The sequence below is a fragment of the Citrobacter rodentium NBRC 105723 = DSM 16636 genome (genome assembly GCF_021278985.1).
Taxonomy (GTDB): domain Bacteria; phylum Pseudomonadota; class Gammaproteobacteria; order Enterobacterales; family Enterobacteriaceae; genus Citrobacter_A; species Citrobacter_A rodentium.
In genome coordinates this window covers 4,598,173-4,621,009 of sequence record NZ_CP082833.1, presented here as the reverse complement: position 1 = coordinate 4,621,009, position 22,837 = coordinate 4,598,173, and the positions used below count along the sequence as shown (strand labels likewise).

General features: G+C 57.8%; 20 protein-coding genes. 6 read left to right on the top strand and 14 right to left on the bottom strand.

Annotation, left to right across the window (positions count from 1 at the left end; genetic code table 11):
- Window positions 1-108 precede the first annotated feature (108 nt).
- A complete protein-coding gene (macA, locus tag K7R23_RS22035) occupies window positions 109-1,227 on the top strand; it encodes a macrolide transporter subunit MacA (RefSeq protein WP_012905215.1) in 1,119 nt (372 codons plus the stop codon).
- Window positions 1,224-3,170, top strand: a complete 1,947-nt coding sequence (gene macB, locus K7R23_RS22030; protein WP_012905216.1) for a macrolide ABC transporter ATP-binding protein/permease MacB — start codon at window positions 1,224-1,226, stop codon at window positions 3,168-3,170. Before macA ends, macB begins: the two co-directional genes overlap by 4 nt.
- Before the next feature lie 125 nt (window positions 3,171-3,295).
- Here the strand turns inward: macB and cspD are convergent, their stop codons facing one another.
- Window positions 3,296-3,517, bottom strand: a complete 222-nt coding sequence (gene cspD / locus K7R23_RS22025) for a cold shock-like protein CspD (RefSeq protein WP_012905217.1) — start codon at window positions 3,515-3,517, stop codon at window positions 3,296-3,298.
- A gap of 148 nt (window positions 3,518-3,665) precedes the next feature.
- Between cspD and K7R23_RS22020 the strand changes: the two genes are divergently transcribed.
- The 3 genes from K7R23_RS22020 to clpA all read left to right on the top strand — a co-directional run bounded on the left by K7R23_RS22020 (window position 3,666) and on the right by clpA (window position 6,466).
- The gene (locus K7R23_RS22020; protein WP_217968143.1) at window positions 3,666-3,740 is read left to right on the top strand and encodes a hypothetical protein; all 75 of its coding nucleotides are present in this window, start codon (window positions 3,666-3,668) and stop codon (window positions 3,738-3,740) included.
- A gap of 98 nt (window positions 3,741-3,838) precedes the next feature.
- Window positions 3,839-4,159 (top strand): ATP-dependent Clp protease adapter ClpS, encoded by a 321-nt coding sequence (gene clpS / locus K7R23_RS22015; protein WP_012905218.1) that lies wholly within the window; start codon window positions 3,839-3,841, stop codon window positions 4,157-4,159.
- Between the two features lie 30 nt (window positions 4,160-4,189).
- Entirely contained in the window at window positions 4,190-6,466 is a 2,277-nt protein-coding gene (gene clpA, locus K7R23_RS22010; protein ID WP_012905219.1) for an ATP-dependent Clp protease ATP-binding subunit ClpA, read from the top strand.
- A gap of 68 nt (window positions 6,467-6,534) precedes the next feature.
- Here the strand turns inward: clpA and K7R23_RS22005 are convergent, their stop codons facing one another.
- The 8 genes from K7R23_RS22005 to tnpA all read right to left on the bottom strand — a co-directional run bounded on the left by K7R23_RS22005 (window position 6,535) and on the right by tnpA (window position 18,749).
- Window positions 6,535-7,719: an HlyD family type I secretion periplasmic adaptor subunit gene (locus K7R23_RS22005; protein WP_012905220.1), complete on the bottom strand. Its 1,185-nt coding sequence runs from the start codon at window positions 7,717-7,719 to the stop codon at window positions 6,535-6,537.
- Window positions 7,719-9,893 (bottom strand): type I secretion system permease/ATPase, encoded by a 2,175-nt coding sequence (locus K7R23_RS22000; RefSeq protein WP_012905221.1) that lies wholly within the window; start codon window positions 9,891-9,893, stop codon window positions 7,719-7,721. The genes K7R23_RS22005 and K7R23_RS22000 overlap by 1 nt, the downstream gene beginning before the upstream one ends.
- A 2-nt stretch (window positions 9,894-9,895) precedes the next feature.
- Window positions 9,896-11,353, bottom strand: a complete 1,458-nt coding sequence (locus K7R23_RS21995; RefSeq protein WP_024132564.1) for a TolC family protein — start codon at window positions 11,351-11,353, stop codon at window positions 9,896-9,898.
- Between the two features lie 107 nt (window positions 11,354-11,460).
- The gene (locus K7R23_RS21990; protein WP_024132565.1) at window positions 11,461-15,201 is read right to left on the bottom strand and encodes a beta strand repeat-containing protein; all 3,741 of its coding nucleotides are present in this window, start codon (window positions 15,199-15,201) and stop codon (window positions 11,461-11,463) included.
- Window positions 15,202-15,268: 67 nt separating this feature from the next.
- On the bottom strand, window positions 15,269-15,829 hold the full coding sequence (locus K7R23_RS21985; protein ID WP_012905223.1) for a recombinase family protein: 561 nt from the start codon (window positions 15,827-15,829) through the stop codon (window positions 15,269-15,271).
- 304 nt (window positions 15,830-16,133) lie between these two features.
- Window positions 16,134-17,705 (bottom strand): IS66-like element ISCro1 family transposase, encoded by a 1,572-nt coding sequence (locus K7R23_RS21980; protein ID WP_012905224.1) that lies wholly within the window; start codon window positions 17,703-17,705, stop codon window positions 16,134-16,136.
- A gap of 19 nt (window positions 17,706-17,724) precedes the next feature.
- A complete protein-coding gene (gene tnpB / locus K7R23_RS21975) occupies window positions 17,725-18,072 on the bottom strand; it encodes an IS66 family insertion sequence element accessory protein TnpB (protein WP_012904570.1) in 348 nt (115 codons plus the stop codon).
- Complete coding sequence (tnpA, locus tag K7R23_RS21970; protein WP_012904569.1) at window positions 18,072-18,749, bottom strand: IS66-like element accessory protein TnpA; 678 nt, start codon at window positions 18,747-18,749, stop codon at window positions 18,072-18,074. Before tnpA ends, tnpB begins: the two co-directional genes overlap by 1 nt.
- A 225-nt stretch (window positions 18,750-18,974) precedes the next feature.
- Here tnpA and K7R23_RS21965 point away from each other — a divergent pair, with 225 nt between their 5' ends.
- The gene (locus tag K7R23_RS21965) at window positions 18,975-19,400 is read left to right on the top strand and encodes a tail fiber assembly protein (protein ID WP_012905225.1); all 426 of its coding nucleotides are present in this window, start codon (window positions 18,975-18,977) and stop codon (window positions 19,398-19,400) included.
- On the opposite strand, the gene K7R23_RS21960 is transcribed toward K7R23_RS21965, so the two are convergent.
- The 5 genes from K7R23_RS21960 to K7R23_RS21940 are packed head-to-tail and all read right to left on the bottom strand — an operon-like array spanning window position 19,372 to window position 22,825.
- Window positions 19,372-19,971 carry a tail fiber assembly protein gene (locus K7R23_RS21960; protein ID WP_012905226.1) on the bottom strand — a complete coding sequence of 200 codons (600 nt, stop codon included), beginning with the start codon at window positions 19,969-19,971 and terminating at the stop codon, window positions 19,372-19,374. The genes K7R23_RS21965 and K7R23_RS21960 overlap by 29 nt on opposite strands.
- A complete protein-coding gene (locus K7R23_RS21955; protein ID WP_012905227.1) occupies window positions 19,971-20,810 on the bottom strand; it encodes a tail fiber protein in 840 nt (279 codons plus the stop codon). The genes K7R23_RS21960 and K7R23_RS21955 overlap by 1 nt, the downstream gene beginning before the upstream one ends.
- Before the next feature lie 2 nt (window positions 20,811-20,812).
- Window positions 20,813-21,391, bottom strand: coding sequence for a phage tail protein I (locus tag K7R23_RS21950; protein ID WP_012905228.1), 579 nt, complete (start codon window positions 21,389-21,391; stop codon window positions 20,813-20,815).
- Entirely contained in the window at window positions 21,384-22,487 is a 1,104-nt protein-coding gene (locus K7R23_RS21945; RefSeq protein ID WP_012905229.1) for a baseplate assembly protein, read from the bottom strand. Before K7R23_RS21945 ends, K7R23_RS21950 begins: the two co-directional genes overlap by 8 nt.
- Window positions 22,478-22,825: a GPW/gp25 family protein gene (locus K7R23_RS21940; RefSeq protein WP_012905230.1), complete on the bottom strand. Its 348-nt coding sequence runs from the start codon at window positions 22,823-22,825 to the stop codon at window positions 22,478-22,480. The genes K7R23_RS21945 and K7R23_RS21940 overlap by 10 nt, the downstream gene beginning before the upstream one ends.
- Between the last annotated feature and the right edge of the window lie 12 nt (window positions 22,826-22,837).

Below are 22,837 nucleotides of genomic sequence, written 5' to 3'. Positions count from 1 at the left end.
ACATGCCAAATCTTAACCAATCGTCAATGTCCGCCGCGCGCGTCTTTGCGTTTACGATTTGTTTAGTTAAGGTTGAATGTCGGCTGGAAATCTATCATCAGGATTAATATGGGTATCAAGGGAAATAAAATTAAAAAGCGCTATCTGCTGGTTATATTCATTCTTATCCTGGGGGGCGTTGCCCTCTGGCGGACGCTGAACGCGCCGCTGCCTAATTACCAGACGCTGATTGTGCGACCGGGCGATCTGCAACAGAGCGTACTCGCCACCGGTAAACTGGATGCGCTGCGTAAGGTTGACGTCGGCGCCCAGGTGAGCGGACAGCTGAAAACGCTGTCGGTGGCGATTGGCGATAAAGTGAAGAAAGACCAGCTGCTTGGCGTCATCGACCCGGAACAGGCGGAAAACCAGATCAAAGAGGTGGAAGCGACGCTGATGGAACTGCGGGCCCAGCGCCAGCAGGCCGAAGCCGAGCTGAAGCTGGCACGGGTCACATATGGCCGCCAGCAGCAGCTGGCGAAAACCCAGGCCGTTTCGCGCCAGGATCTGGATACCGCCGCGACGGAGATGGCGGTAAAACAGGCGCAAATCGGCACCATTGATGCGCAGATCAAGCGCAATCAGGCCTCACTGGATACCGCCCGTACCAACCTCGACTACACCCGCATCGTCGCGCCGATGGCTGGCGAAGTGACGCAAATCACCACTCTGCAAGGGCAGACGGTGATTGCGGCGCAGCAGGCACCGAATATTCTGACCCTGGCGGACATGAGCACCATGCTGGTGAAAGCGCAGGTTTCGGAAGCTGACGTAATCTATCTTAAGCCGGGGCTGAAGGCGTGGTTTACCGTGCTGGGCGACCCGCAGACCCGCTATGAAGGGGTACTGAAAGATGTGCTGCCAACGCCGGAAAAAGTGAACGACGCCATTTTCTATTACGCCCGTTTTGAAGTGCCGAACCCGAAGGGCATTCTGCGGCTGGATATGACCGCCCAGGTGCATATCCAGTTGACCGACGTGAAAAACGTCCTGACCATTCCGCTTTCCGCGCTGGGCGATCCGGTCGGCGATAACCGCTATAAAGTGACCCTGCTGCGTAACGGCGAAACCCGCGAGCGCGAAGTCGCCATCGGCGCGCGTAATGACACCGACGTCGAGATTGTTAAAGGACTGGAAGCGGGCGATGAAGTGGTTATCGGCGAAGGTAAACCGGGAGCGGCGCAATGACGGCGCTGCTTGATCTGAGTAATATCCGCCGCAGCTATCCCTCCGGAGAGGAGCAGGTCGAGGTGCTCAAAGGCATCAACCTGCAAATTAACGCCGGGGAGATGGTGGCGATTGTCGGCGCTTCCGGTTCCGGTAAATCGACGCTGATGAATATTCTCGGCTGTCTCGATAAACCCACCAGCGGCACCTACCGGGTGGCGGGGCGCGATGTCTCAACGCTCGACCGCGATGCGCTGGCGCAGCTGCGCCGGGAACATTTTGGCTTTATCTTCCAGCGCTATCATCTGTTGTCGCACCTGAGCGCGGCGCAGAACGTCGAGGTGCCGGCGGTATATGCTGGCGTCGAGCGTAAACAGCGGCTGGCGCGGGCGCAGGCGCTGCTCCAGCGTCTGGGGCTGGGAGAGCGCGTGGAGTATCACCCCTCGCAGCTTTCCGGCGGCCAGCAGCAGCGCGTCAGTATCGCCCGCGCGCTGATGAACGGCGGACAGGTGATCTTAGCCGATGAGCCGACCGGCGCGCTCGACAGCCGATCCGGCGAAGAGGTGATGGCGATCCTGCACCAGCTGCGCGATCGCGGTCATACGGTGATTATCGTCACCCACGATCCGCAGGTTGCCGCACAGGCTGAGCGGGTGATCGAAATTCATGACGGCGAGATCGTGCGTAATCCGCCGTCGCGGCCGGTCCCGCAGGGGAAAGGCATTCAGGAGCCGACGGTGACAACGGCGTCCGGCTGGAGCCAGTTCGTCAGCGGTTTTCGCGAGGCGCTGACCATGGCCTGGCTGGCAATGGCGGCGAATAAGATGCGCACCCTGCTGACCATGCTCGGGATCATTATCGGCATCGCGTCGGTGGTGTCGATTGTGGTGGTGGGCGATGCGGCGAAACAGCTGGTGCTGGCCGATATTCGCGCCATCGGCACTAACACCATTGATATCTATCCCGGCAAAGATTATGGCGATGACGATCCGCAGTATCAGCAGGCGCTGAAGTATGACGATCTCATCGCTATCCAGAAACAGCCGTGGGTAACGTCGGCGACGCCCGCCGTCTCGCAGAACCTGCGCCTGCGTTACGGCAATATCGATGTGGCGGCCAGCGCCAACGGCGTGAACGGCGACTATTTTAACGTCTACGGCATGACCTTCCGCGAAGGGAACACCTTCAACCGCGAGCAGCTTAACGGACGCGCGCAGGTGGTGGTGCTCGACAGCAATGCCCGGCGTCAGCTGTTTCCGCATAAGGCCAGCGTGACAGGCGAGGTGATCCTGGTCGGCAATATGCCCGCGACGGTGATTGGCGTGACGGAAGAGAAGCAGTCGATGTTCGGCAGCAGCAAAATTCTCCGCGTCTGGCTGCCTTACAGCACCATGTCGGGGCGCATCATGGGACAGTCCTGGCTGAATTCGATCACCGTGCGGGTGAAGGACGGCTTTGACAGCGCCCAGGCGGAGCAGCAGCTTACCCGCCTGTTAACCCTGCGGCACGGCAAAAAGGATTTCTTTACCTGGAATATGGACGAGGTCTTGAAAACGGCAGAAAAGACCACACGTACTCTTCAGCTGTTCCTGACGCTGGTGGCGGTGATTTCGCTGGTAGTCGGCGGGATTGGCGTTATGAATATTATGCTGGTGTCGGTGACCGAGCGGACGCGGGAGATCGGCATCCGCATGGCGGTCGGCGCGCGGGCCAGCGATGTGCTGCAACAGTTTCTGATTGAAGCGGTGCTGGTTTGTCTGGTGGGCGGGGCGCTGGGTATTGGCCTGTCGATGCTGATTGCCTTTACCCTGCAACTATTTCTGCCGGGCTGGGAGATTGGCTTCTCGCCGATGGCGCTGCTGACGGCGTTCCTGTGCTCGACCTTTACCGGGATTCTGTTCGGCTGGCTGCCGGCGCGTAACGCGGCGCGGCTGGACCCGGTCGACGCGCTGGCGCGGGAATAAGGCGCGCGCAGGCCGGATAAGGCGAAGCCGCTGTCCGGCATTGCCGGAGGTAAAACAGAAAATAAAAATGCCAGCCGATCGGGCTGGCATTTTGTCTGCGGGATGTACACAATGAGACAGTAGAGCTATGCAACAGCTTCTGCCTCGATGGGCACGATGACGCTGGCATGATTGCCTTTTGGCCCCTGGTGCACATCGAACTGGACAGGTTGTCCGGCTTTTAGCGTTCTGTAACCATCCATCTGAATGGTGGAATAGTGAGCGAAGATATCTTCGCCGCCGCCTTCAGGGCAGATGAATCCAAACCCTTTTGCATTGTTGAACCACTTAACAGTACCCGTTTCCATGCTTCGACATCCTTCGTGAATCTTATAAGTAAGATGGAATGAACCGGTGGTGGAGTGGGAGCTGTATAAAACCTCGCCAACTCTCAAAACTACAATTTAGAGAAATCAGGCAAGGCGTCAAGCGTTTGACGGGGGGGAGCGGGTAAAAATGAATCAAAAATTTGAAGCAGTTAACGCTATTTGCCGTAATGTGACAGATGTCGCGGATGCCAGTGATAGATGATAGTTATCTGTTAATTGAGGTAGATTGAATATGCAAATCTGCTCCCGTCAGCGGCAGCGCAGACTGCCGGTAACCGTAACCGAAGATGACGACTGACAATGGGTAAGACGAACGACTGGCTGGATTTTGACCAGCTGGCGGCAGATAAAGTGCGCGACGCGCTAAAACCGCCATCTATGTATAAAGTGATATTAGTCAATGATGATTACACTCCGATGGAGTTTGTTATTGACGTGTTACAGAAATTCTTTTCTTATGATGTAGAACGTGCAACGCAACTGATGCTTGCGGTTCACTATCAGGGTAAAGCCATCTGCGGCATCTTTACCGCAGAGGTCGCGGAGACCAAGGTGGCGATGGTGAACAAGTATGCGAGGGAGAACGAGCATCCGTTGCTGTGTACGCTGGAAAAAGCCTGAATGCAGGCATAAAAATTGGGGGAGGTGCCTATGCTCAATCAAGAACTGGAACTCAGTTTAAACATGGCTTTCGCCAGAGCGCGCGAGCACCGTCATGAGTTTATGACCGTCGAGCACTTGTTACTGGCGCTGCTCAGTAACCCCTCGGCCCGCGAAGCGCTGGAAGCGTGTTCCGTGGACCTTGTGGCGCTCCGTCAGGAACTCGAAGCCTTCATTGAACAAACCACACCCGTTCTGCCTGCCAGTGAAGAAGAACGCGACACGCAGCCGACGCTGAGCTTTCAGCGCGTTCTGCAACGCGCGGTTTTCCACGTACAGTCTTCCGGACGCAGTGAGGTGACTGGCGCTAATGTGCTGGTCGCTATCTTTAGCGAACAGGAGTCTCAGGCGGCCTATCTGCTGCGTAAGCATGAGGTCAGCCGTCTTGATGTGGTCAACTTTATCTCTCACGGCACGCGCAAAGATGAGCCGGGTCACGCTTCCGATCCGGGCAATCAGCCGGGCAACGAAGAACAAGCTGGCGGGGAGGAACGTATGGAGAACTTCACCACTAACCTGAACCAGCTTGCCCGCGTTGGCGGCATCGACCCGCTGATTGGCCGGGAAAAAGAGCTTGAGCGCGCCATTCAGGTGCTGTGCCGTCGGCGTAAAAATAACCCGCTGCTGGTGGGGGAATCCGGCGTCGGTAAAACGGCGATTGCCGAAGGGCTGGCCTGGCGCATCGTCCAGGGCGACGTGCCGGAGGTGATGGCCGACTGCACTATCTACTCGCTGGATATTGGTTCGCTGCTGGCGGGCACCAAATACCGCGGCGACTTCGAAAAACGGTTTAAAGCGCTGCTGAAACAGCTGGAGCAGGATACCAACAGCATCCTGTTCATTGATGAGATCCACACTATTATTGGCGCCGGCGCGGCATCGGGCGGCCAGGTGGATGCGGCGAATCTGATTAAACCGCTGCTCTCCAGCGGCAAGATCCGCGTGATTGGCTCCACTACCTATCAGGAGTTCAGTAATATTTTCGAAAAAGACCGCGCGCTGGCGCGCCGCTTCCAGAAAATCGATATTACGGAACCGTCGGTGGATGAAACCGTGCAGATCATCAACGGCCTGAAGCCGAAGTATGAAGCGCATCACGACGTTCGCTACACGGCGAAAGCGGTTCGTGCGGCGGTGGAGCTGGCGGTGAAATACATTAACGACCGTCACCTGCCGGATAAAGCGATCGACGTGATCGACGAAGCCGGCGCGCGTGCGCGGCTGATGCCGGTCAGCAAGCGTAAGAAAACCGTCAACGTGGCGGATATCGAATCGGTGGTGGCGCGGATCGCGCGGATCCCGGAGAAAAGCGTGTCGCAGAGCGATCGCGATACGCTGAAAAACCTCGGCGATCGGCTGAAAATGCTGGTCTTTGGTCAGGATAACGCCATTGAGGCGCTGACCGAAGCCATCAAGATGAGCCGCGCGGGGCTGGGGCACGAGCATAAGCCGGTCGGGTCGTTCCTGTTCGCCGGTCCAACCGGGGTCGGGAAAACCGAGGTGACGGTGCAGCTTTCGAAAGCGCTGGGTATTGAACTGCTGCGCTTTGATATGTCCGAGTATATGGAGCGCCATACCGTGAGCCGCCTGATTGGTGCGCCTCCGGGCTACGTGGGCTTCGATCAGGGCGGTCTGCTGACGGATGCGGTGATTAAGCATCCTCACGCGGTGCTGCTGCTTGACGAGATTGAAAAGGCGCACCCGGACGTCTTTAACCTGCTGCTGCAGGTCATGGACAACGGGACGCTGACCGATAATAACGGGCGCAAGGCCGATTTCCGCAACGTGGTGCTGGTGATGACCACTAACGCCGGCGTGCGTGAAACCGAGCGTAAATCAATTGGCCTGATTCATCAGGACAACAGCACCGACGCGATGGGTGAAATCAAGAAGGTGTTTACGCCGGAGTTCCGTAACCGTCTCGACAACATTATCTGGTTCGAGCACCTCTCTACCGAGGTGATCCATCAGGTTGTCGATAAGTTCATCGTCGAGCTGCAGGTTCAGCTGGATCAGAAGGGCGTTTCTCTGGAAGTCAGTCAGGAAGCGCGTAACTGGCTGGCTGAGAAGGGCTACGACCGGGCGATGGGCGCACGCCCAATGGCCCGCGTGATTCAGGATAACCTGAAGAAACCGCTGGCTAACGAACTGCTGTTCGGTTCGCTTGTCGATGGCGGACAGGTGACCGTCGCGCTGGATAAAGAGAAAAATGCGCTGACCTATGGCTTCCAGAGTGCGCAGAAGCACAAGCCGGAAGCGGCGCATTAATTCTCTTTTGCATAATGAATAACCGGGCGTGAAGCCCGGTTTTTTTCGTCTGCCTGAAGGCTGGTGGATTACCGCTCGCGCAGCGCCTCGCGGGCGCGGTTCAGCGGTTTGATTAAATATTCCATGATGGTTTTACTGCCGGTGTGGATGTCGGCGGTGGCGATCATGCCCGGATAGAGCGGGAACTGTTTGCCCAGCTGATTGGTCAGATAGTCCTTTTCGGTTCTGACATAGACCCGGTAATAGTACCGATCGCGGTGCACCTCATCCTGAATCGTATCCGGCGAGATAAAGACCACTTTGCCTTCCAGTCCGCCGTAGATGTGGTAGTCATAGGCGGTAAGCTTCACCTTCGCTCTCTGACCCGGCGTAATAAAGGCCACGTCGCGCGGCGAAATCTCCACCTCCACCAGCAGGCGATCGTCGATCGGCACGATCTCCATCACGTTGCCGCGCGGCTGTACGACGCCGCCGATGGTGTTGACCTCAATATTTTTGACGATCCCCTTCACCGGCGCGTACAGCGTGGTGCGCTTAAGCGAGTCGGCGCGACCGCGGATCACCGACTTCTGTTCTTCCACCTCGGCGGCGGCCTTCGCCAGCTCCTCGCGCGCCTTGACGATATACTGGTTGCGGGTGTCGTCAATCTTCGACTGCAGATCGTTGGCCTGGCGCCGCAGACGCAGTACTTCCACATCGCTCGCCGCCCCTTTAGCGACCAGCGACGCCGTCAGGCGCAGCTCTTTATTGACCAGCGCCAGCCCGTCCTGCAGGCCGCTCAGCGACGCCTTCAGGTTATTCTGCCGTGAATGGTACAGCGACGTTTCATCCTCCAGCAGCTGAGGAAATCCCTTCAGCTCCGGTGGAAACATTAGCGGCGTGCCATCCACTTCGGCGTGTAGGCGGGAGAACATCGCCAGCGCCGCGCGCAGCTTCCCTTGCGCCTCATCCACTCCCGCGCCCGCGATGGTCGGATCGAGCCGCGCCAGCACCTGGCCTGCCTGCACGATATCGCCTTCCTGTACCTTCATTTCGGTGAGGATCCCGCCTTCCAGCGACTGAATCAGCTGCTCGCGGGCGCTGGGGATAATTTTACCGGTGCCGGTGGTGACCTCGTCGAGACGAAACATGCAGGCCCACAGCCAGAACAGCCCCAGCAGCAGTACGCATAGCCAGATAACGCTCTGTCCCATGCCGAAAAAGTGTCGTCGCAGCCAGCGCAGTCCGCTGCCTACTTTGTCGAATCCGTTCATCACGCCACCTCCTGGGATTTCACCGTCGCCGGACGCGGCGATGGGCGCAGAATCTCCTCTCTACTGCCGTCGCGCATGATTTTGCCGTTATCGATAAACAGCACGCGCTCCGTCAGCTGCAATACCGCCGGGCGATGGGTGGCGACAATCAACGTGCGTTGTCCCAGCCACTGCTTCATCCCTTCGACGATGTGCTTCTCCATGCCATCGTCAAGCCAGGCCGTCGGTTCGTCCAGAATCAGAATCTGCGGATCGCGCAGCAGGGTACGGGCCAGCAACAGCTGCTGGCGCTGGCCGCCGGACAAGCCGCGCCCCCCTTCCATCAGCAGGTAGTCGAGCCCTTCCGGCAGGCTACGCACGCAGTGGATAGCGCCGCTCAGCTCCAGCGCGGCGAGGATCTGCTCATCGCTGGCGGTAGGCGCGCCGAGCAGCAGGTTCTGCTTGACGGTGCCGTAGAACAGCGCCGACTGTTGGCTGAGGTACGCCACGTCGCGGCGCACGCACTGCGGATCGATGGAGGCCATTTTCACTCCGTCGAGTAGCAGCGTGCCTTCACGCGGGTGCAGCAGACCGCAGAGCAGTTGCAGCAGCGTTGATTTGCCGGAGCCGTTGCGTCCGAGAACCGCCACCTTTTCGCCGGGGCGGATGGTCAGCGAGGCGATATCCAGCACGCTGGCCGACGACTCTTCGTCGTAGCGATAGCGCATATCTTTGATGACAAACTCGCCATGAATTTTGCTCAGGGCTATCTGGCTGCCGTTTTCAGGCGCGTCCACTTCGCTTTTCAGCAGACTTTCGACGCCTTCGCGGGCGACTTTAGCCTGCTGCCAGCGGGTCATCACCATCGCCAGCTGGGTGAGGGGGGTCATAATGCGCGACGCCAGCATGGAGCAGCCGATCAGCACCCCGGTGGAGATCTCCCCCTCCATCGCGAAAAAGGCGCCAATCAGGATCACCGTGACATAGGCGAGGGTCTGGACCTCGGCAGTCCAGTTGATCAGCAGGCCGCTGACGAAGCGCTGGCGGCGGGCGGTATCGCCAATGGTCGCGGTCAGGTGATTCCACTGGTTCTGAAAGTAGGGTTCGGCGCGCAGGGATTTAATGTCGTCCAGCGCCTGCGCCGACTCGACCAGAATCGCATTACGCAGCGCCGACTCGCGCATGGTTTCCCGTGACAGCTTCGCCAGCGCCGGCTGCAGCAGTTGTCCCGGCAGCACGATCAAGGGGATCGCCACCAGCGGCACCAGCGCAAGCCAGCCGCCCATCAGCCACAGCAGGGCGAGGAACAGCAGGGAAAAGGGCAGATCGGCTATCGCTCCGATGGTGGTGGAGGTAATAAGCTCGCGGATCTGCTCCAGTTCGCGGATCTGGGCAATAAAGGAGCCGGTTGATTTAGGCCGCGCTTCGCTGCGCAGCCGCAGGGCGTGGCCGAAGACGCGATCCGAGATGCGCACGTCGGCGCGCTTGCCGAGGGTATCGGAGATCCACGTCCGCGCCATGCGCATGACGTAGACGAAGGTCATCGCTATCGCCACGCCGCTGAACAGCACCCACAGCGTTGGCGTCGACTGGGCTGGGATCACCCGATCGTACACCTGCATTGAGAACAGCATCGCTGACAGGGTCAGCACGTTCGCCACCAGCGAAGCCGCCATCACGTTGATGTAGCCGGGCCACTCCTGAAGGATGGTGCGCCGCAGCCAGTTCTCTTCGTAAGGCTTAATGTAATCGTCGACGCGGGCATCCGGCACCGCCTTTTCCGGCTTGACCCGTACCACCCGTTTTGCCGCCTCGCAGACCTGCTGGCGGGTAAGGCGGGTCGCCAGCGGCGTTTCGCCGCTGAAGCGCACTTCGACCTCGCCGTCGGCGGAGATCGCCTCAATCACGCCCAGCCCCCGCTCGCCGAAATCGACGATCATCGGCAGCCGCCACGGGTCGAGCAGCCCTTCGTTAAAGCGATCGAAGATGGCGCACAGCCCAAGATGGCGAGCCATCATCTCCACCAGCGCCTCTTCCTTCATCTGCGTATGCCGCCATTCGGCTTCGCCGCGCACCCGCTCGGCGGAGCCGTCGATGCGGTAGAAGCGGGCGATCAGCAGCAGTAGTTCCAGCCAGTCGTTGTAGTGACGCGGCGGCGCGCCGCCGGCGTCCGTGCCAGCCTGTTTATGTGTCATATTTATCTCCTTTCTGGCTGCGCGGCTTCAATGGTAAAACCACCGAGGCTGCTGTTTTCCAGGCCGAAATAGCGCCTGGCTAATCCTGACGACGCCAGGTAGCCGATCTCCGCGCTCCACAGATCGTGGCGGGCGTTGATCAGATCCTGCTGCGAACTGCTGATTTCCTGCTCAGCGTTAAGCAGATCCAGCACGTTGCGCGTGCCGAGCGACAGGTACTGCATTTTGTAAAGCTCACGGGTGCGGGTGATGGTGTCCAGCCGCCCGTTGAGGATTTCAATATTGCGCTGGAGTCCGTCAATGCTGGTCAGGTAGCCGCGCTGCTCGTCGGCGATGCTGAGACGGACCTTTTCAACGTTAGTTTGCGCCGCGGCCAGCGCGCTGGCGCTGGCGTTCTGCTGCGCCTGCAGCGCGCCGCCCTGGTACAGTTTGCCGCTGACCGACACGTAGACGTTGTTATAGTGGTCGTGGCTCTGGTAGTTAGAAATATCGCCCAGATAGCGGTTGGAGTTCATCTCCAGCGAGACGGTGGGGTAGTTCTGCGCTTTGGCGTTGCGCAGTCCCGCCTGCGCTACCGCCAGCCCGGCCTGCGCTTTCAGCAGCGTCGGGTTGAGCGAGGCGTCGGCATCGGTCGGCAGCGCGCGGGTAAAGACCTCTGTCGGCGAGGGGATGGCCTGCGCCGGCTGGCGATAGCCGAGCAGAAACGCCAGGTGATCCTCCTGCTGTTGCAGCTTAATGGCCGCGTTGTGCGCTCCGGCCTGCGCCTCTTTCACCCGCGCTTCGGCCTGTACCGGATCGATACTGGAACTGGCGCCCGCTTCGGCGCGAAGTTGGGTCAATTGCCAGACGTCGTTTACCGCGAGCACGTGCTGTTCGGCAATGTCGAGCAGCTGGCGGTAGCGGTGCGCTTCGTTCAGCGCCAACGCAGTCTTACGCACGATGTCGTCAATTTGCTCCAGCACGCCGCTCTTTTGCTCGATGTACTTCGCCGTGGCCTCATCAACGGCGCTGCCGGTTTTCCCGAAGTCATAGAGCATTTGCGACAGGCCGACGGTGGCGATATGGCCGGAGGCTTCGTCCTGCTGGCGGTCGGAGGTAACGCCGGCGCTGAGCGTCGGCAGGTAACCGGCGGCCGCCACGTCAATATTAAATCCCGCCGCGTCGAGGGTGGCGATTTCGCTGCGAATCGACGGGTGATACATCACCGCATCGTGGATCATGCTCCACCATGCGTTATCATTTATGCCGTTATGCTGGTTGCCGATCCGGCGGGTTGCCGGTGTGCTGACCAGGCCGTCGTTATCCGGCGCGGTGACGGCTTTGCCGCCATCAGGCTGATAGTTATTAAACGCGCCCCAGAATCCGCTGGCGCCTTCGTTGGTACTGTTGATGTCCCGACTATATGCGCTGACGGAAAGCGTCAGCAAAGCGGCGATAAGCGTTATTTTATTTTTATTCATCACATCCACATTTAATGAGTGCACCGTGGCGCTTAAGACCACGGCGCTCGGTCAATACTCACGCTGAAAGAGGCTGGCCCGCAGGCCAGCCTTCTCAGGTTTAACGCTTAGCTAATGCCAACATCGTCGTTAATGTACAGCTGCACCTGCGAACCGTCGGTAGCGGTCGCGGTGTAGAGGTTGTAGCTGATGCCATTGACCAGTTGAACCCCCGACGACTGCCAGCTTCCGTTCAGCGTTACCGTGTCGCCGTTTCCACCGTCCACATAGAGGGTGTTTTGGCTGTCGGTGACGTTGAGCACGCTCTGGACGCTGACGTTCAGCGAATCATTCACGCTGTTGTCCAGCAGGTCGATCTTCTCGATATTCTTCACCTTCGCGGAGATGGTGCTGAGATCGAGAGGCTGACTGCTGTGCCAGCTCAGCGTGTCGCTGCCGTCATCGCCGTTGAGCATCACGAAGTCGGTGTCATAGACGTCGAACACATCGTCAGCCCGGGAGCCGTTGAAGACCAACTCGCCGCCTTCGCTACCGTCGACGTTAATGCCGGTGGTGAACGTCAGGGTCGACGTCGTCCCGTTGGAAAGCGTGTAGCTGTAGCTTTCCGATACGCCAGCGTGTTCCGCGGACGCGTTCGGGGTCCAGGCATAGTTACCGTTGCTGTCGATGGTGAAGGTGCCCCAGTTACCGGTGATGGTGGCGCCGTCGTTGCCGACGACGGTCTCCTCGCCGTTAAAGCTGACGGAGGCAACCGTGACATCGCTGCTGTTCGGCGTGACGTCGCCGGTGACGGCGTTAGCCACCTCGACGAAGGTCACGCCTCTCTCGACGTACAGGTTCACCACTGTGCCGTCCGGCTGGGTGTGGGTCCACAGCACGTAGTCGATGTTGTTCAGCGTCGTTTCGCCGTTGCGTTCCCAGACGCCCTGCAGCGCGATGGTGTCTTCGCTGCCGCCGCGCACATACAGCGTGTTGGCGTCATCGGTCACTCTGATGATGTCTTCCGCCGCCAGGGAGAGCGTTGCCGCGCTGCCGTTGTGCTGCAGATTAATCAACTCAATGTCGTGCACCCGGCTGGCGACCTCGTTGAGATTAAGGTTGCCGCTGCCGTTCCACACCAGCGCGTCGTGACCATCACCTCCTTTTACAACCTGGAAGTCGGTGTCGTAGATCGTAAAGCTGTCGTCGCCGACGGTGCCTTCAAGGATCAGCTCGCCGCCCTGTTTACCGTCTACCGCCACGCCCATCGTCAGCGTCAGGGTGTGGGAGCTGTTGTCAGACAGTACGTAGGTGAAGGTATCCTGGCTGCCGCTCAGCTTAATGGTCGAGTCGGCTTTCAGGGTGTAGGTATAGGTGCCGTCGTTATGCAACGTCAGCGTGCCGTAGGTCCCTTCCACGGAGGCGCCCGCCGCAGTGACGATCACGTAGCTGGCCGCACCGGTGACGATGCCTGCCGTCAGCGATTTCACCAGCAGCGAGTTGTCCGTGGCGTTGTCCATCACGCTACCGCCGATGCTGGAGCTGCTGGTCACCGTGTAGGCAGTGGTGCTGACGATGTTCGCCGAGACGTTGTAGTTCAGGCCGTTGTAGGCTGTCCACAATAAATTCTGGAAGCCGCTCTGGGTGGCATCGACTACCACCCGGTATTCGCCCGCGTTCAATCCGTTCAGGCTGACCGACAGGTCATTGCCGTCGGCGATCGCCTGCGTGCCGTCCTGCACCGTCTCCCACTGGTAGGTGACGGTGTTGTAGTGCTGCAGGGACCAGTTGACGTTAACGCTGTTAGCACCGTTGACGCCGCTGCCGCTGACATGGATGGTGATATCCTGCAGATCGCTCGCCGCGCCAACCGTAAAGGTATCGCTGGTGAACGAGCTGGTTGCCGCTGCCTCCAGCGCCCCGGCGTTAGCGATGCTGTCGTGTTGCAGCGTCACCTGGGCGGTGATGTCAGCATCGTTGGTTTCCGATGCGCTTTCGCTTCCGGTCGTGGTCAGTCGTCCCGCTACGATCGGAACATCGACGTACAGATTGACCGTCGTGCCGTCCGGCGCGGTGCTGGTGTAATGGGCGTAAGCGACGGTGTCGACTATCTCAACGCCCACCGCAAGCCATGTTCCGGAGAGCGTGATGGCGTCTGCGCTTTCGCCTCTCAGCCAGAGCGTGTTCTGCGCGTCGGTGATCGCCGCGACTGACGCCGCATCAATAATCACCATATCCGCCGCGCCGTCCTGACCAAGATCCAGCACCTCGATGTTCGACACCTTACCGGCGATATCCGCCAGCGTCAGAGTATCGCTGCCTTTCCATACCAGCGTATCCTGACCGTCGCCGCCGTCGATCTGCTTAAAGGCGGTATTGTTGACGTTAAAGACATCGTTAAGCTCACTGCCAACGGAGATGGCGTCGGTCACGACGTCAATACCCCCCGTCACGGTCTGCGGCGAATACATGAACGAGACGTCTTTCGGAATATTCAGCCAGACCTGCGTGCCGTCTTCAGTGGTGCTGACGTAGCGGTCGTAGAACACGCTGTCAATCACCTCCGTCGAGACGAAGGTCCAGTTACCGACCGTCGTCACGGTATCGTCGCTCTGGCCGCTAATGTACAGGCTGTTACTCTCGTTGGTGATTGCCGCAACCGATTCTGCGTCAACCACCACGTTGCGGGCAACGTCGTCCTGGCCGAGATCGATAGCTTCAATATTGCTGACCTTCTGCGCAACATCGCTCAGTACCAGATCCGTGCTGCCTTTCCACGCCAGAGTGTCATAGCCGTCCTTGCCGTCCATTGACGTGAAGGTGGCGTCATACACCTCAAACACGTCGTCAGCAATGTTGCCGTCGAACACCAGCGGGCCGCCGCTGACGCCTTCAATGGAGACGCCGAGGTTAATGGTGACGGTTGCTGTCACCACTACGCCGTTGGCGCCTTTCAGGGCATAGGTAAAGACATCCTGCGCGCCTTCAGACACCTGGGTCGCCGTCGGCTGATAGACATATTCGCCGTTGTTGTAGATGGTCAGCGTGCCGTACTGGCCCTCCACCTTTACGCCGCTCTCGGTGACCAGCGTGTAGTCCGTGAGGCTGGTATCGGCGGTGGTATCGCCCGCCTGGACATACATCAGCGTATAGATCGAACTCAGATGGTCGATGGTGCCGTCGGTTCCTTCATCGCTCAGCACGTTGCCGGTGGCTTCGGTGTAGCTTTTCACCACATAGTCTGTGGAGTTGACCACGGTGGCGTTCATGACTAAGTCGAGGCCTGCCGTCGCACCCACTAAGTTCCCCGTCTGCTCGGTGGTGATTGAGTAGCGGTAGGTGCCTTCGCTCAGGTTCAGCGTCGAAAGATCGATCGCCAGGACCTGGCCGCCGTCCATCGCAATGGCCGGGATCACCACGCTGTCGCTGTAGCGTGTGCCCCAGCTGCCATCCGCGTTCAGTTGTTGCAGAACGTAGTTGATGGTCATGGCGCTGGCGTTGACGGTGATCCACTCCGCGTAGGTTGACAGGGTCAACGAACCGGTAACGAAGTCGCCTGCGTCCACGGTGAAAGCGTCAGTGGTTGTGGGCGTTCCAACGCTAACGGTACCGGTAGTGTTGGTCGTTTCTGATTCAAAGGCCAGGGTGATAGTCGCATCCGCCTCGTTGCTGGATGCGGTATCCAGTATTGCGTTATCAGACGGTTCGAGATTATCCCACACCACCTCCAGATCGGCGTTGTCGCTATTGATATGGATGTAGAGGTTGGCCGAGTCGGTGTTGCCGGTGGCGGCATCGGTCAGCGTATAGGTAAAGCTGTCCGATTTACCGATGGCGGATTGATGCGCCGCGCGATAAATGCGCCCCAATCCGTGCGATAAATGGCATCGCTGCGGCGTTTCAAAAGCGGTAAAAGAATTACAATCCTGCCTTACCTCATCTCTCCGCCTCAACTGGAAAATATCGGTAAAGTGTCGATAGCCCCACATCATAGATAATAGATAGCTGCTTTCGGGTATGCCCCTTATCAAGCAAGCGGGCAATCTGCTCCCGTTCGTGGGGTTGTAACGCCTTTGGCCTTCCACCTGTGCGGCCTTTAGCCCTTGCTGCCGCAAGACCAGCCACAGTCCTTTCAACGATCAGCTCTCTTTCCATCTCAGCCAATGCCGACATCACATGGAAAAAGAAGCGCCCCATGGCACTGCTTGTATCAATACTGTCTGTTAAAGAGCGGAAATGGGCACCTCGCTCATGGAGTTCCGATATCAGCGATACCAGGTTCTTCACGCTTCGTCCCAACCTGTCCAGTTTCCACACAACCAGGGTGTCTCCGCTATTAATGCGCTTTAAAGCGCGTTTGAGGCCGGGACGGTTGGCCACCTTGCCACTCATTCGGTCTTCGAAAATATGGTCACAGTTTGCGCTGATGAGCGCGTTACGCTGTAAATCGCTGTTCTGGTCAATTGTTGATACCCGGATATAGCCAATAACGGCCATAGCAAATCCTCCTCTGTGTCTCAGGGGATGGATTTTTACAGATTCCTCTATGTGTAACAGCGTTACCAAAAACCTCGGTTTGGGAGAAGCGGCGAAACGGGATATTGGGACAGGGGCAAACCAGATACCCGATATGAGTGCATTCGCTTCTGGAGGTTCTTCGAACGCAAGGTATACGAAACTGCCTGATGGAACGGTTATTCAGCGTGGTAATGCATCAGTGCCGTATGGAGGAGCAACAATAACGTTACCAACCGCTTTCCCGTCCTCAAACGTAAGCGGCTCGCCAGAACCGTATTGATATTTACTGAGAGCTCAGATCAACTTTCCAGGGCAACAGATCGCGTACCCGATTTGCCGGCCAGTCCTGGATATGCTCAATGACGTAACGCAGCCATTTTTCTGGCTCCACATTGTTCAGACGGCATGTGCCGATCAGCGAGTACAACACCGCCGCATGTTCGCCACCGCTGTCAGAACCCGCGAACAGCCAGTTTTTCCGGCCTACGGCCACTCCCCTTAAGGCGTTCTCTGCGATGTTGTTGTCGATTTCCATCCAGCCATTACTGCAGTACACGTTCAGGCTATCCCACTGTTTCAGCAGGTATGCGAACGCTTTTGCCGTATCCGAGTGACGCGACAGTGTTTTCATCTGAGTCTGTATCCAGTCATACAGTGACTGCATCAGTGACGCAGCTCTGGCTTTTCTTGCCGCCAGACGCTGTTCTGCTGAACATCCCCGGACTTCTGCTTCGATGGCATACAGTTCACCGATACGCTGCAGGGCTTCCGTGGTGATATCGGTTGGCGCTCTTGCATGCACATCGTGGATTTTTCTCCGGGCATGGGCCATACACGCGGCTTCCGTTATTCTGCCGGATTCGTATAACGCCCGGTAGCCACCGTAAGCATCGGCCTGAAGCACTCCGCTGTAACCGGACAGGTGATTCTGTGGATGTATGCCTTTCCGGTCCGGGCTGTACGCGAACCAGACCGCCGGGGGCATCTGTGAACCGGCGTTACGGTCATCACGGACGTAGACCCACAGCCGGGCTGTCCGGGTTTTACCGCTGCCCGGCTCCTGGACCGGGACGGGGATATCATCAGCATGGACTTTACCGGGCATCAGCACATACTGGCGCAGGACGTCATACAGCGGCTCCAGCAGTTCAGCAACAGCACCTGTCCAGCGCCCCAGTGTGGCACGGCTCAGCTCCACTCCCTGACGACGGTATATTTCTGACTGGCGGTATAACGGCAGATGGTCTGCATATTTCCCGGTGACAACATGGGCCAGAAGCCCCGCTCCGGCATAACTGCGTGCAATGGGTTTTGAAGGTACTGGTGCCTGCACGATATGGTCGCACCGGCAACAGGCCAGTTTCGGACGTTGTGTTTCGATAACCTTAAAGGCGCTGCTGATAAGCTCCAGTTGCTCTGACACATCACATCCCAGAGAACTGAGTTCACCACCACAGGCAGGACAGCATTCCTCTTCCGGCCGGATAACCCGGGTTTCACGGGGAAGTGAGGCCGGTAACGGTTTACGGGCTGAAGACTGGCGCAGGGCGGATGGCAGTGCCGGGTCATATTGCTCACCCAGCGTTTCAGCCATTTCTTCCTGAAGTGCGCTGATTCTCTCCTGTGCATCCTGTATCTGCCGTTCGGTTTTTGCGCGAAGTTTTTCTGAGCTTTTACCGAACTGCATACGTTGCAGTTTCGCAACCAGCGCCTTCAGCCGGTTGATTTCGGAAGCATAAGCCGCCACCCGCTGTGAGAGCAGGCGGTTGTATTCGGCCATCTGGCGGATGGTGTCCTGTTGCGTCTGCAACAGTGCCCGCAGGCGGGCGTTCTCATGAGCAAGTGAGGTGTCCATATCCTCACTTTACAACGGGTTATATGCGGATTCCAGCGCGTTCCGTTCGTTTCGGGTGCTTCCAGTTGATACCTTCAAGAAGCATGGATAACTGAGCCGGAGTAAGGTGCACCTTGCCGTCACGGGTGACTGGCCAGATGAAGCGGCCCCGCTCCAGGCGTTTGGTGAAGAGGCACAGTCCGTCACTGTCAGCCCACAACACTTTTATCTGGTCACCCCGGCGTCCGCGGAAGATGAACAGGTGTCCGGAGAACGGGTCATCCTTCAGGACGTTCTGAACTTTTGATGCCAGGCCGTTAAAGCCATTTCGCATATCGGTGATACCTGCAACCAGCCAGATACGCGAACCTGCAGGGAGAGATATCATCAGTGGCTGCTCCCTTTTATTTCGCGGATAAGTGTCTGTAATAACGCCGGCGTCAGTTTACCTTTAAGCCTGAGAGTTCCGGCCGGCAGAACCAGCTCACAACACAGACTGTCGGACGGTGTATTTATCTGCTCTGGTTCCTGTGCGGGGGCCGGGATTTTATTATCCGGCTCCGGCGTTAACGTCACGGGAAGCAGTGCCGGCATATTTTTTCCGGAAGGCAGCAGGCCACCTTTCCGGTATTGATGGCGCCAGTTGAAGAGCAGGTTATCGTTGATTCCGTTTTCCCGGGCGATCTGCGCCACACAGGCTCCGGGCTGCAGTGACTGCTCCACTAAGGCGATTTTAAACTCATAAGGGAAGTTGGGCCGCCGGGGACGTTTTTTTACCACGGGGGTTTCGGATATAACGGTGCTTTCAGGACGTACGACTGGTACCGTGGAAAATTGTCCGTAAAGGCAGGCATCAAGTTCCTGCTCCGACATGCCTGCGGGCAAAGGCCACGAAAGGCCAGCTCTCCGAAAGCGCACGAACATACTACAAACTGTTGATTTTGGTACACCCAGGCGACGTCCGGCCACAACCCGAGGTAAATGTTCTTCGAAGTGAAGGCGTAAAGCTTCAGTAATCCAGGTCCGGTATTCCATACGATAGTGTCCACTAAAAATGATGGACATTATTTTTGTGGAGCCGGAGGAAACAGACCAGACGGTTTAAATGAGACGCTTACCCTCAAACTATATTATTGTCGCTATGGATCTGGACGGAACTGTGGGGAGCGGGGGTATGCTGGCAGGCTCCCCGTTGACCCCCACAACAATGCATTTGCATGGTATTAACTGGAATAATGGAACAACTAATGATGGCTCCCCTGGGGCTATGTGCTGGATGGCGGTATCACTATGAATAAAATTTATTTCTCTCAAGACCCGGTGGGTTTTTATATCGAAGGTGTGTCTGCGGTTCCCTCCAATGCTATTGAAGTTAGCGCGGATATTTATAATGAGTTTGCCGGAGTGGCGTGGCCTGATGGGAAAGTACTAGGTGCTGATGATTCAGGATATCCGACATGGATTGATGCTCCGCCACCCAGCCATGATGAATTGATTGCACAAGCGGAAGCCGAAAAACAACGGTTGATTGATGAGACCAACGTCTGGATAAACGGGCAGCAATGGCCGTCTAAATTAGCGCTGGGCCGCCTCTCTGAGGATGAAAAAGCGCAGTTTAACGAATGGCTGGACTATCTGGACGCGGTGAGTGCCGTAGACACCTCCACCGCGCCAGATATTGAGTGGCCTACGCCACCGGAGCAACCGGCCAGTTGATGTCCGGCGATGCATCGGTATCAACGGTTTGCAGCTCTTTGATATACGACAGCCAGCTAATCAGGCTGGCTTTGTCGTCATCACTGATAATGCCCAGCTGTAGCTCGGTTTGCCAGATGCTGATCGTGTCCTGGGCTGCTGCCAGCAGTGCGGTTTTCTGATGCTCTGCGGCGGCCACATCAGCGGCGTGCTGAGCGTCAGTATCGGTAACCCACTTTTCCCCGTCCCACTCATCATACGGCGTTGATGGGAACAGTGTAGTGGTGCCTGCCGGATAGTCTCCCGGTGCGGTGATTTCCACCGGCTCGCCATTCTCTATGCGATAGACGGTTTCACCGCGATGATCTGCGACAGATTCCCACCCATCACCGGCGGCGTTGCGACAAGTTGCCTTACCTTTCTTTTTAGCCGGTGGTTCATCCACAGCGGAGTTTGCCGGAATTCCCACACCCATTGCCAGATATTCAACCGATGACGAAATATATTCACGGGTGACACCGTCATAATTATAAACAGTGATGTTTCCCGCCTGCGTGGCAATATTATTTTTATCCAGAATAGCGTCGCTCATTATGCAGCCCTCACGATGTAATTAAATGCGATGTTTCTCGGTCGGGTTTCTGAGCCACCAACGGAAACAGTTGATCGGGTTGGCTGGTTAACTATTTTCCCGTTGATGTCCGCCGTAACAACATCGTAACCAGCAGTAGCATCAAAGTTTTCTAGCCCCCATGAGCGATCAAAATTATGGCTGTGGGACCTAAACGCATCTCCCTGACTGGACAGCAATGACCGCCCATTATCCGCACCGCGCCCGTCATCCCACCCACGAATAAACTCGCCTCGCAAATCCGGCAATTTCCCTGACGGGTATGCCAGCCCCAGTTTCGGATATAACGAGGATGAAAACGTAGCGCCATTGCATTTCAGCCATCCCTCCGGCGGTGTCGCTGACGGCCACGGAACAGGTACCCCAACCGGCAGCGCGGAGCCTTCTCCCAAACCGAGGTTTTTGACAAACGCCTCCGGGTCGGGAATATCCGCGCCGTTCTGCTCCTGTGACAGCTTGCCTGAGACAGTCTCAGTCAGTGCTGAGATGATTCTGGCCACAAACTCCGTCGTCGCCAGCTTCTTGCTGTTGTCGCTGCTGGCAGGCGTGGGCGCTGTCGGTGTACCTGTGAATGTAGGGCTTTCCTTCGGCGCGTACTGGGTATGTGGGTCGTCCGCCGCGATATGGTCAGCCAGGTCAGATACCCCTTGTTCCACCTGCTGCTTCAGGTACAGCGTCCTGCTGGCCAGTTGCTTGGCTGGACGGTTGGTAATCCCGTCAGGCCCGCCGAGAACGGGATCGGAGACCTCAATCTGGTAGATGCCATCTTCCCACTGCGGGGGTTCGGGTAGGTTTGCCATAATTAACTGCTCCCGTGGTTATAGCTGCCGTCATAGTTGACGGTGTTGTTGTAGCGAATGGCGACAGACTGATACTCCAGACTTGCAAGATGGCAGCGGGCCGGAGCAAAGGCGGCCAGCGTCTGACGTAACAATGCCGCCTGATCGTTAGTGATGGGTTGCCGGAGAATGACGCGGTAAACGGCCCACGACTCAGCGTCACCATGAACAAAAAGGCCGTTGTAACTGTGCTTGCCGTCGTAGCCGATCTGCCCGGTGCCCTCAATCAGATCCACTTCGCCGAAGCCGAAGCGGCGGATAATTTCCCGGATAGACCACGGCGTTCCTTTGTAGCGGTGCAGCTCGATGGCGGATTTAATCAGCGTGCGCCGCACATCATCTGACTCTGCCAGCTCCCAGCCATCGCCAAACAGCGAGAACTGCTCGCCCAGCCAGGGCAGCGCGGAACTGTCGACGATATCGACCAGATAGACCATCAGCACGCTCAGGTCGATGTTATCCAGCCGTCCGGCCAGCCTGCCCAGCGTTCTGAAGCTGATATCGCCCTCAAGCGGCGGCGGAAGCAACAACGGCTCAGTCATCAGATACCCCGGTCATGTTGAGGGTGATGCCAGAGCAGTTTGCCCACTCGTTTTCCGCCACCACGCGCAGCACCGGTGTCACCAGTTCGACCTGGTACACTCCGGCGACAGACAGCACGCTGATAATCTGGCTGGGAACGATATCGCGGCCCAGCGCGGCGGTACGGGATGCCACCCAGTTCTGTATGGCGCTGTTGGCCGCGTCCTTAACTGAGTTCGCGTCCTGGTCACGGTAGATCATAATGTTGGCTTCAATGGCGTAATCCACCTGCATAGGCGTTCTGGCCCGCACGGTATCCGTGAGCGGCCTGACTTTTTCATCCGAGCAGAAGCTCTCTACCAGCGTCAGAATGCTGTCATCCGGCAGACCGGTGCTGAGCAGCGGATACAGCTCTACGGTGCCCGGTACCGGGGACAGCACCGCGACATCGACGATATTGGGGTGGGCCTGCATGGCATGAAAGCGGTATGCCATACGGCTTCCGGCGTTGGTGAATGATTCCGGGGCCAGTTTGATACGCTCGCGGAGCCTGTCATTGTCCTCCTGCTCTGAACCGCCAGCGCTGGCCGCCAGATTGGTCACCTGCAGGTCGACGTTATCAATCTCATCGAGCAACTGGCTGACCTGTGCAGGCTGCCAGCCGTTGCCAGCGGCCCCCGGCTCGGTACAGGTGGCGGTGGTATTGACCAGCAGCAGCCCGGCCTTCAGCACCACGTCAGTATCGGTGGCAAAAATAATGCTGTCAGAGGCGCTGACGCGGGTACCCGCCGGAATCAGCACATCAATGGCCAGTGCCTCATCCACGGAGAACTGGAGCGTGGTGGTGGCCGGTTGCGCGGCCAGACGGTATACCCCGACCAGCTCACCGAGATAATCAATCATCGGCTCACGGGCAAAGGCGACCAGATTCTGTTTGGCTGTCTCCTGCGCCGCCACCCTGACCAGCATTTCACGGTAGGCCCACAGGTCAATCAGCAGGCGTTCAGCCTGTGCCGGGTACAGCGTTTTCCCTGTTGTTTTCTCATACCAGGCAATCATTTCAGCCGTAATTTTGTCGGCATCGCGTTCAATAAAATCGGGTTCTGTCAGCGCCATAGCAACTCCTGAGTCCGGGCCTGTCCGTCAGAGCCTTTCCAGCTCACCCGGAGCGTAAGATGTTCGCCGTCGACGACGGGTTTAACCGACATCAGCTGGCAGCGAGGCTCCCAGCGGCGGATGGCGTCGACGGATTCGCGCACCACATGCGGAATGGCCCGCTCGATGGGCCAGTCGATATAACGGTGCAGATTGCTGCCGAACTCCGGGCGATGCGGGTCGCTGCCACGAGGAGTACGCAGGATGATTTGAATGGCCTGCCAGATATCATCCAGCCCCCGGACGATTTCGCCGGGAGCCTGCAGGGCCGGTTGCCAGAATACTGAGGTCGTTTTCATGGGGGCAGTATT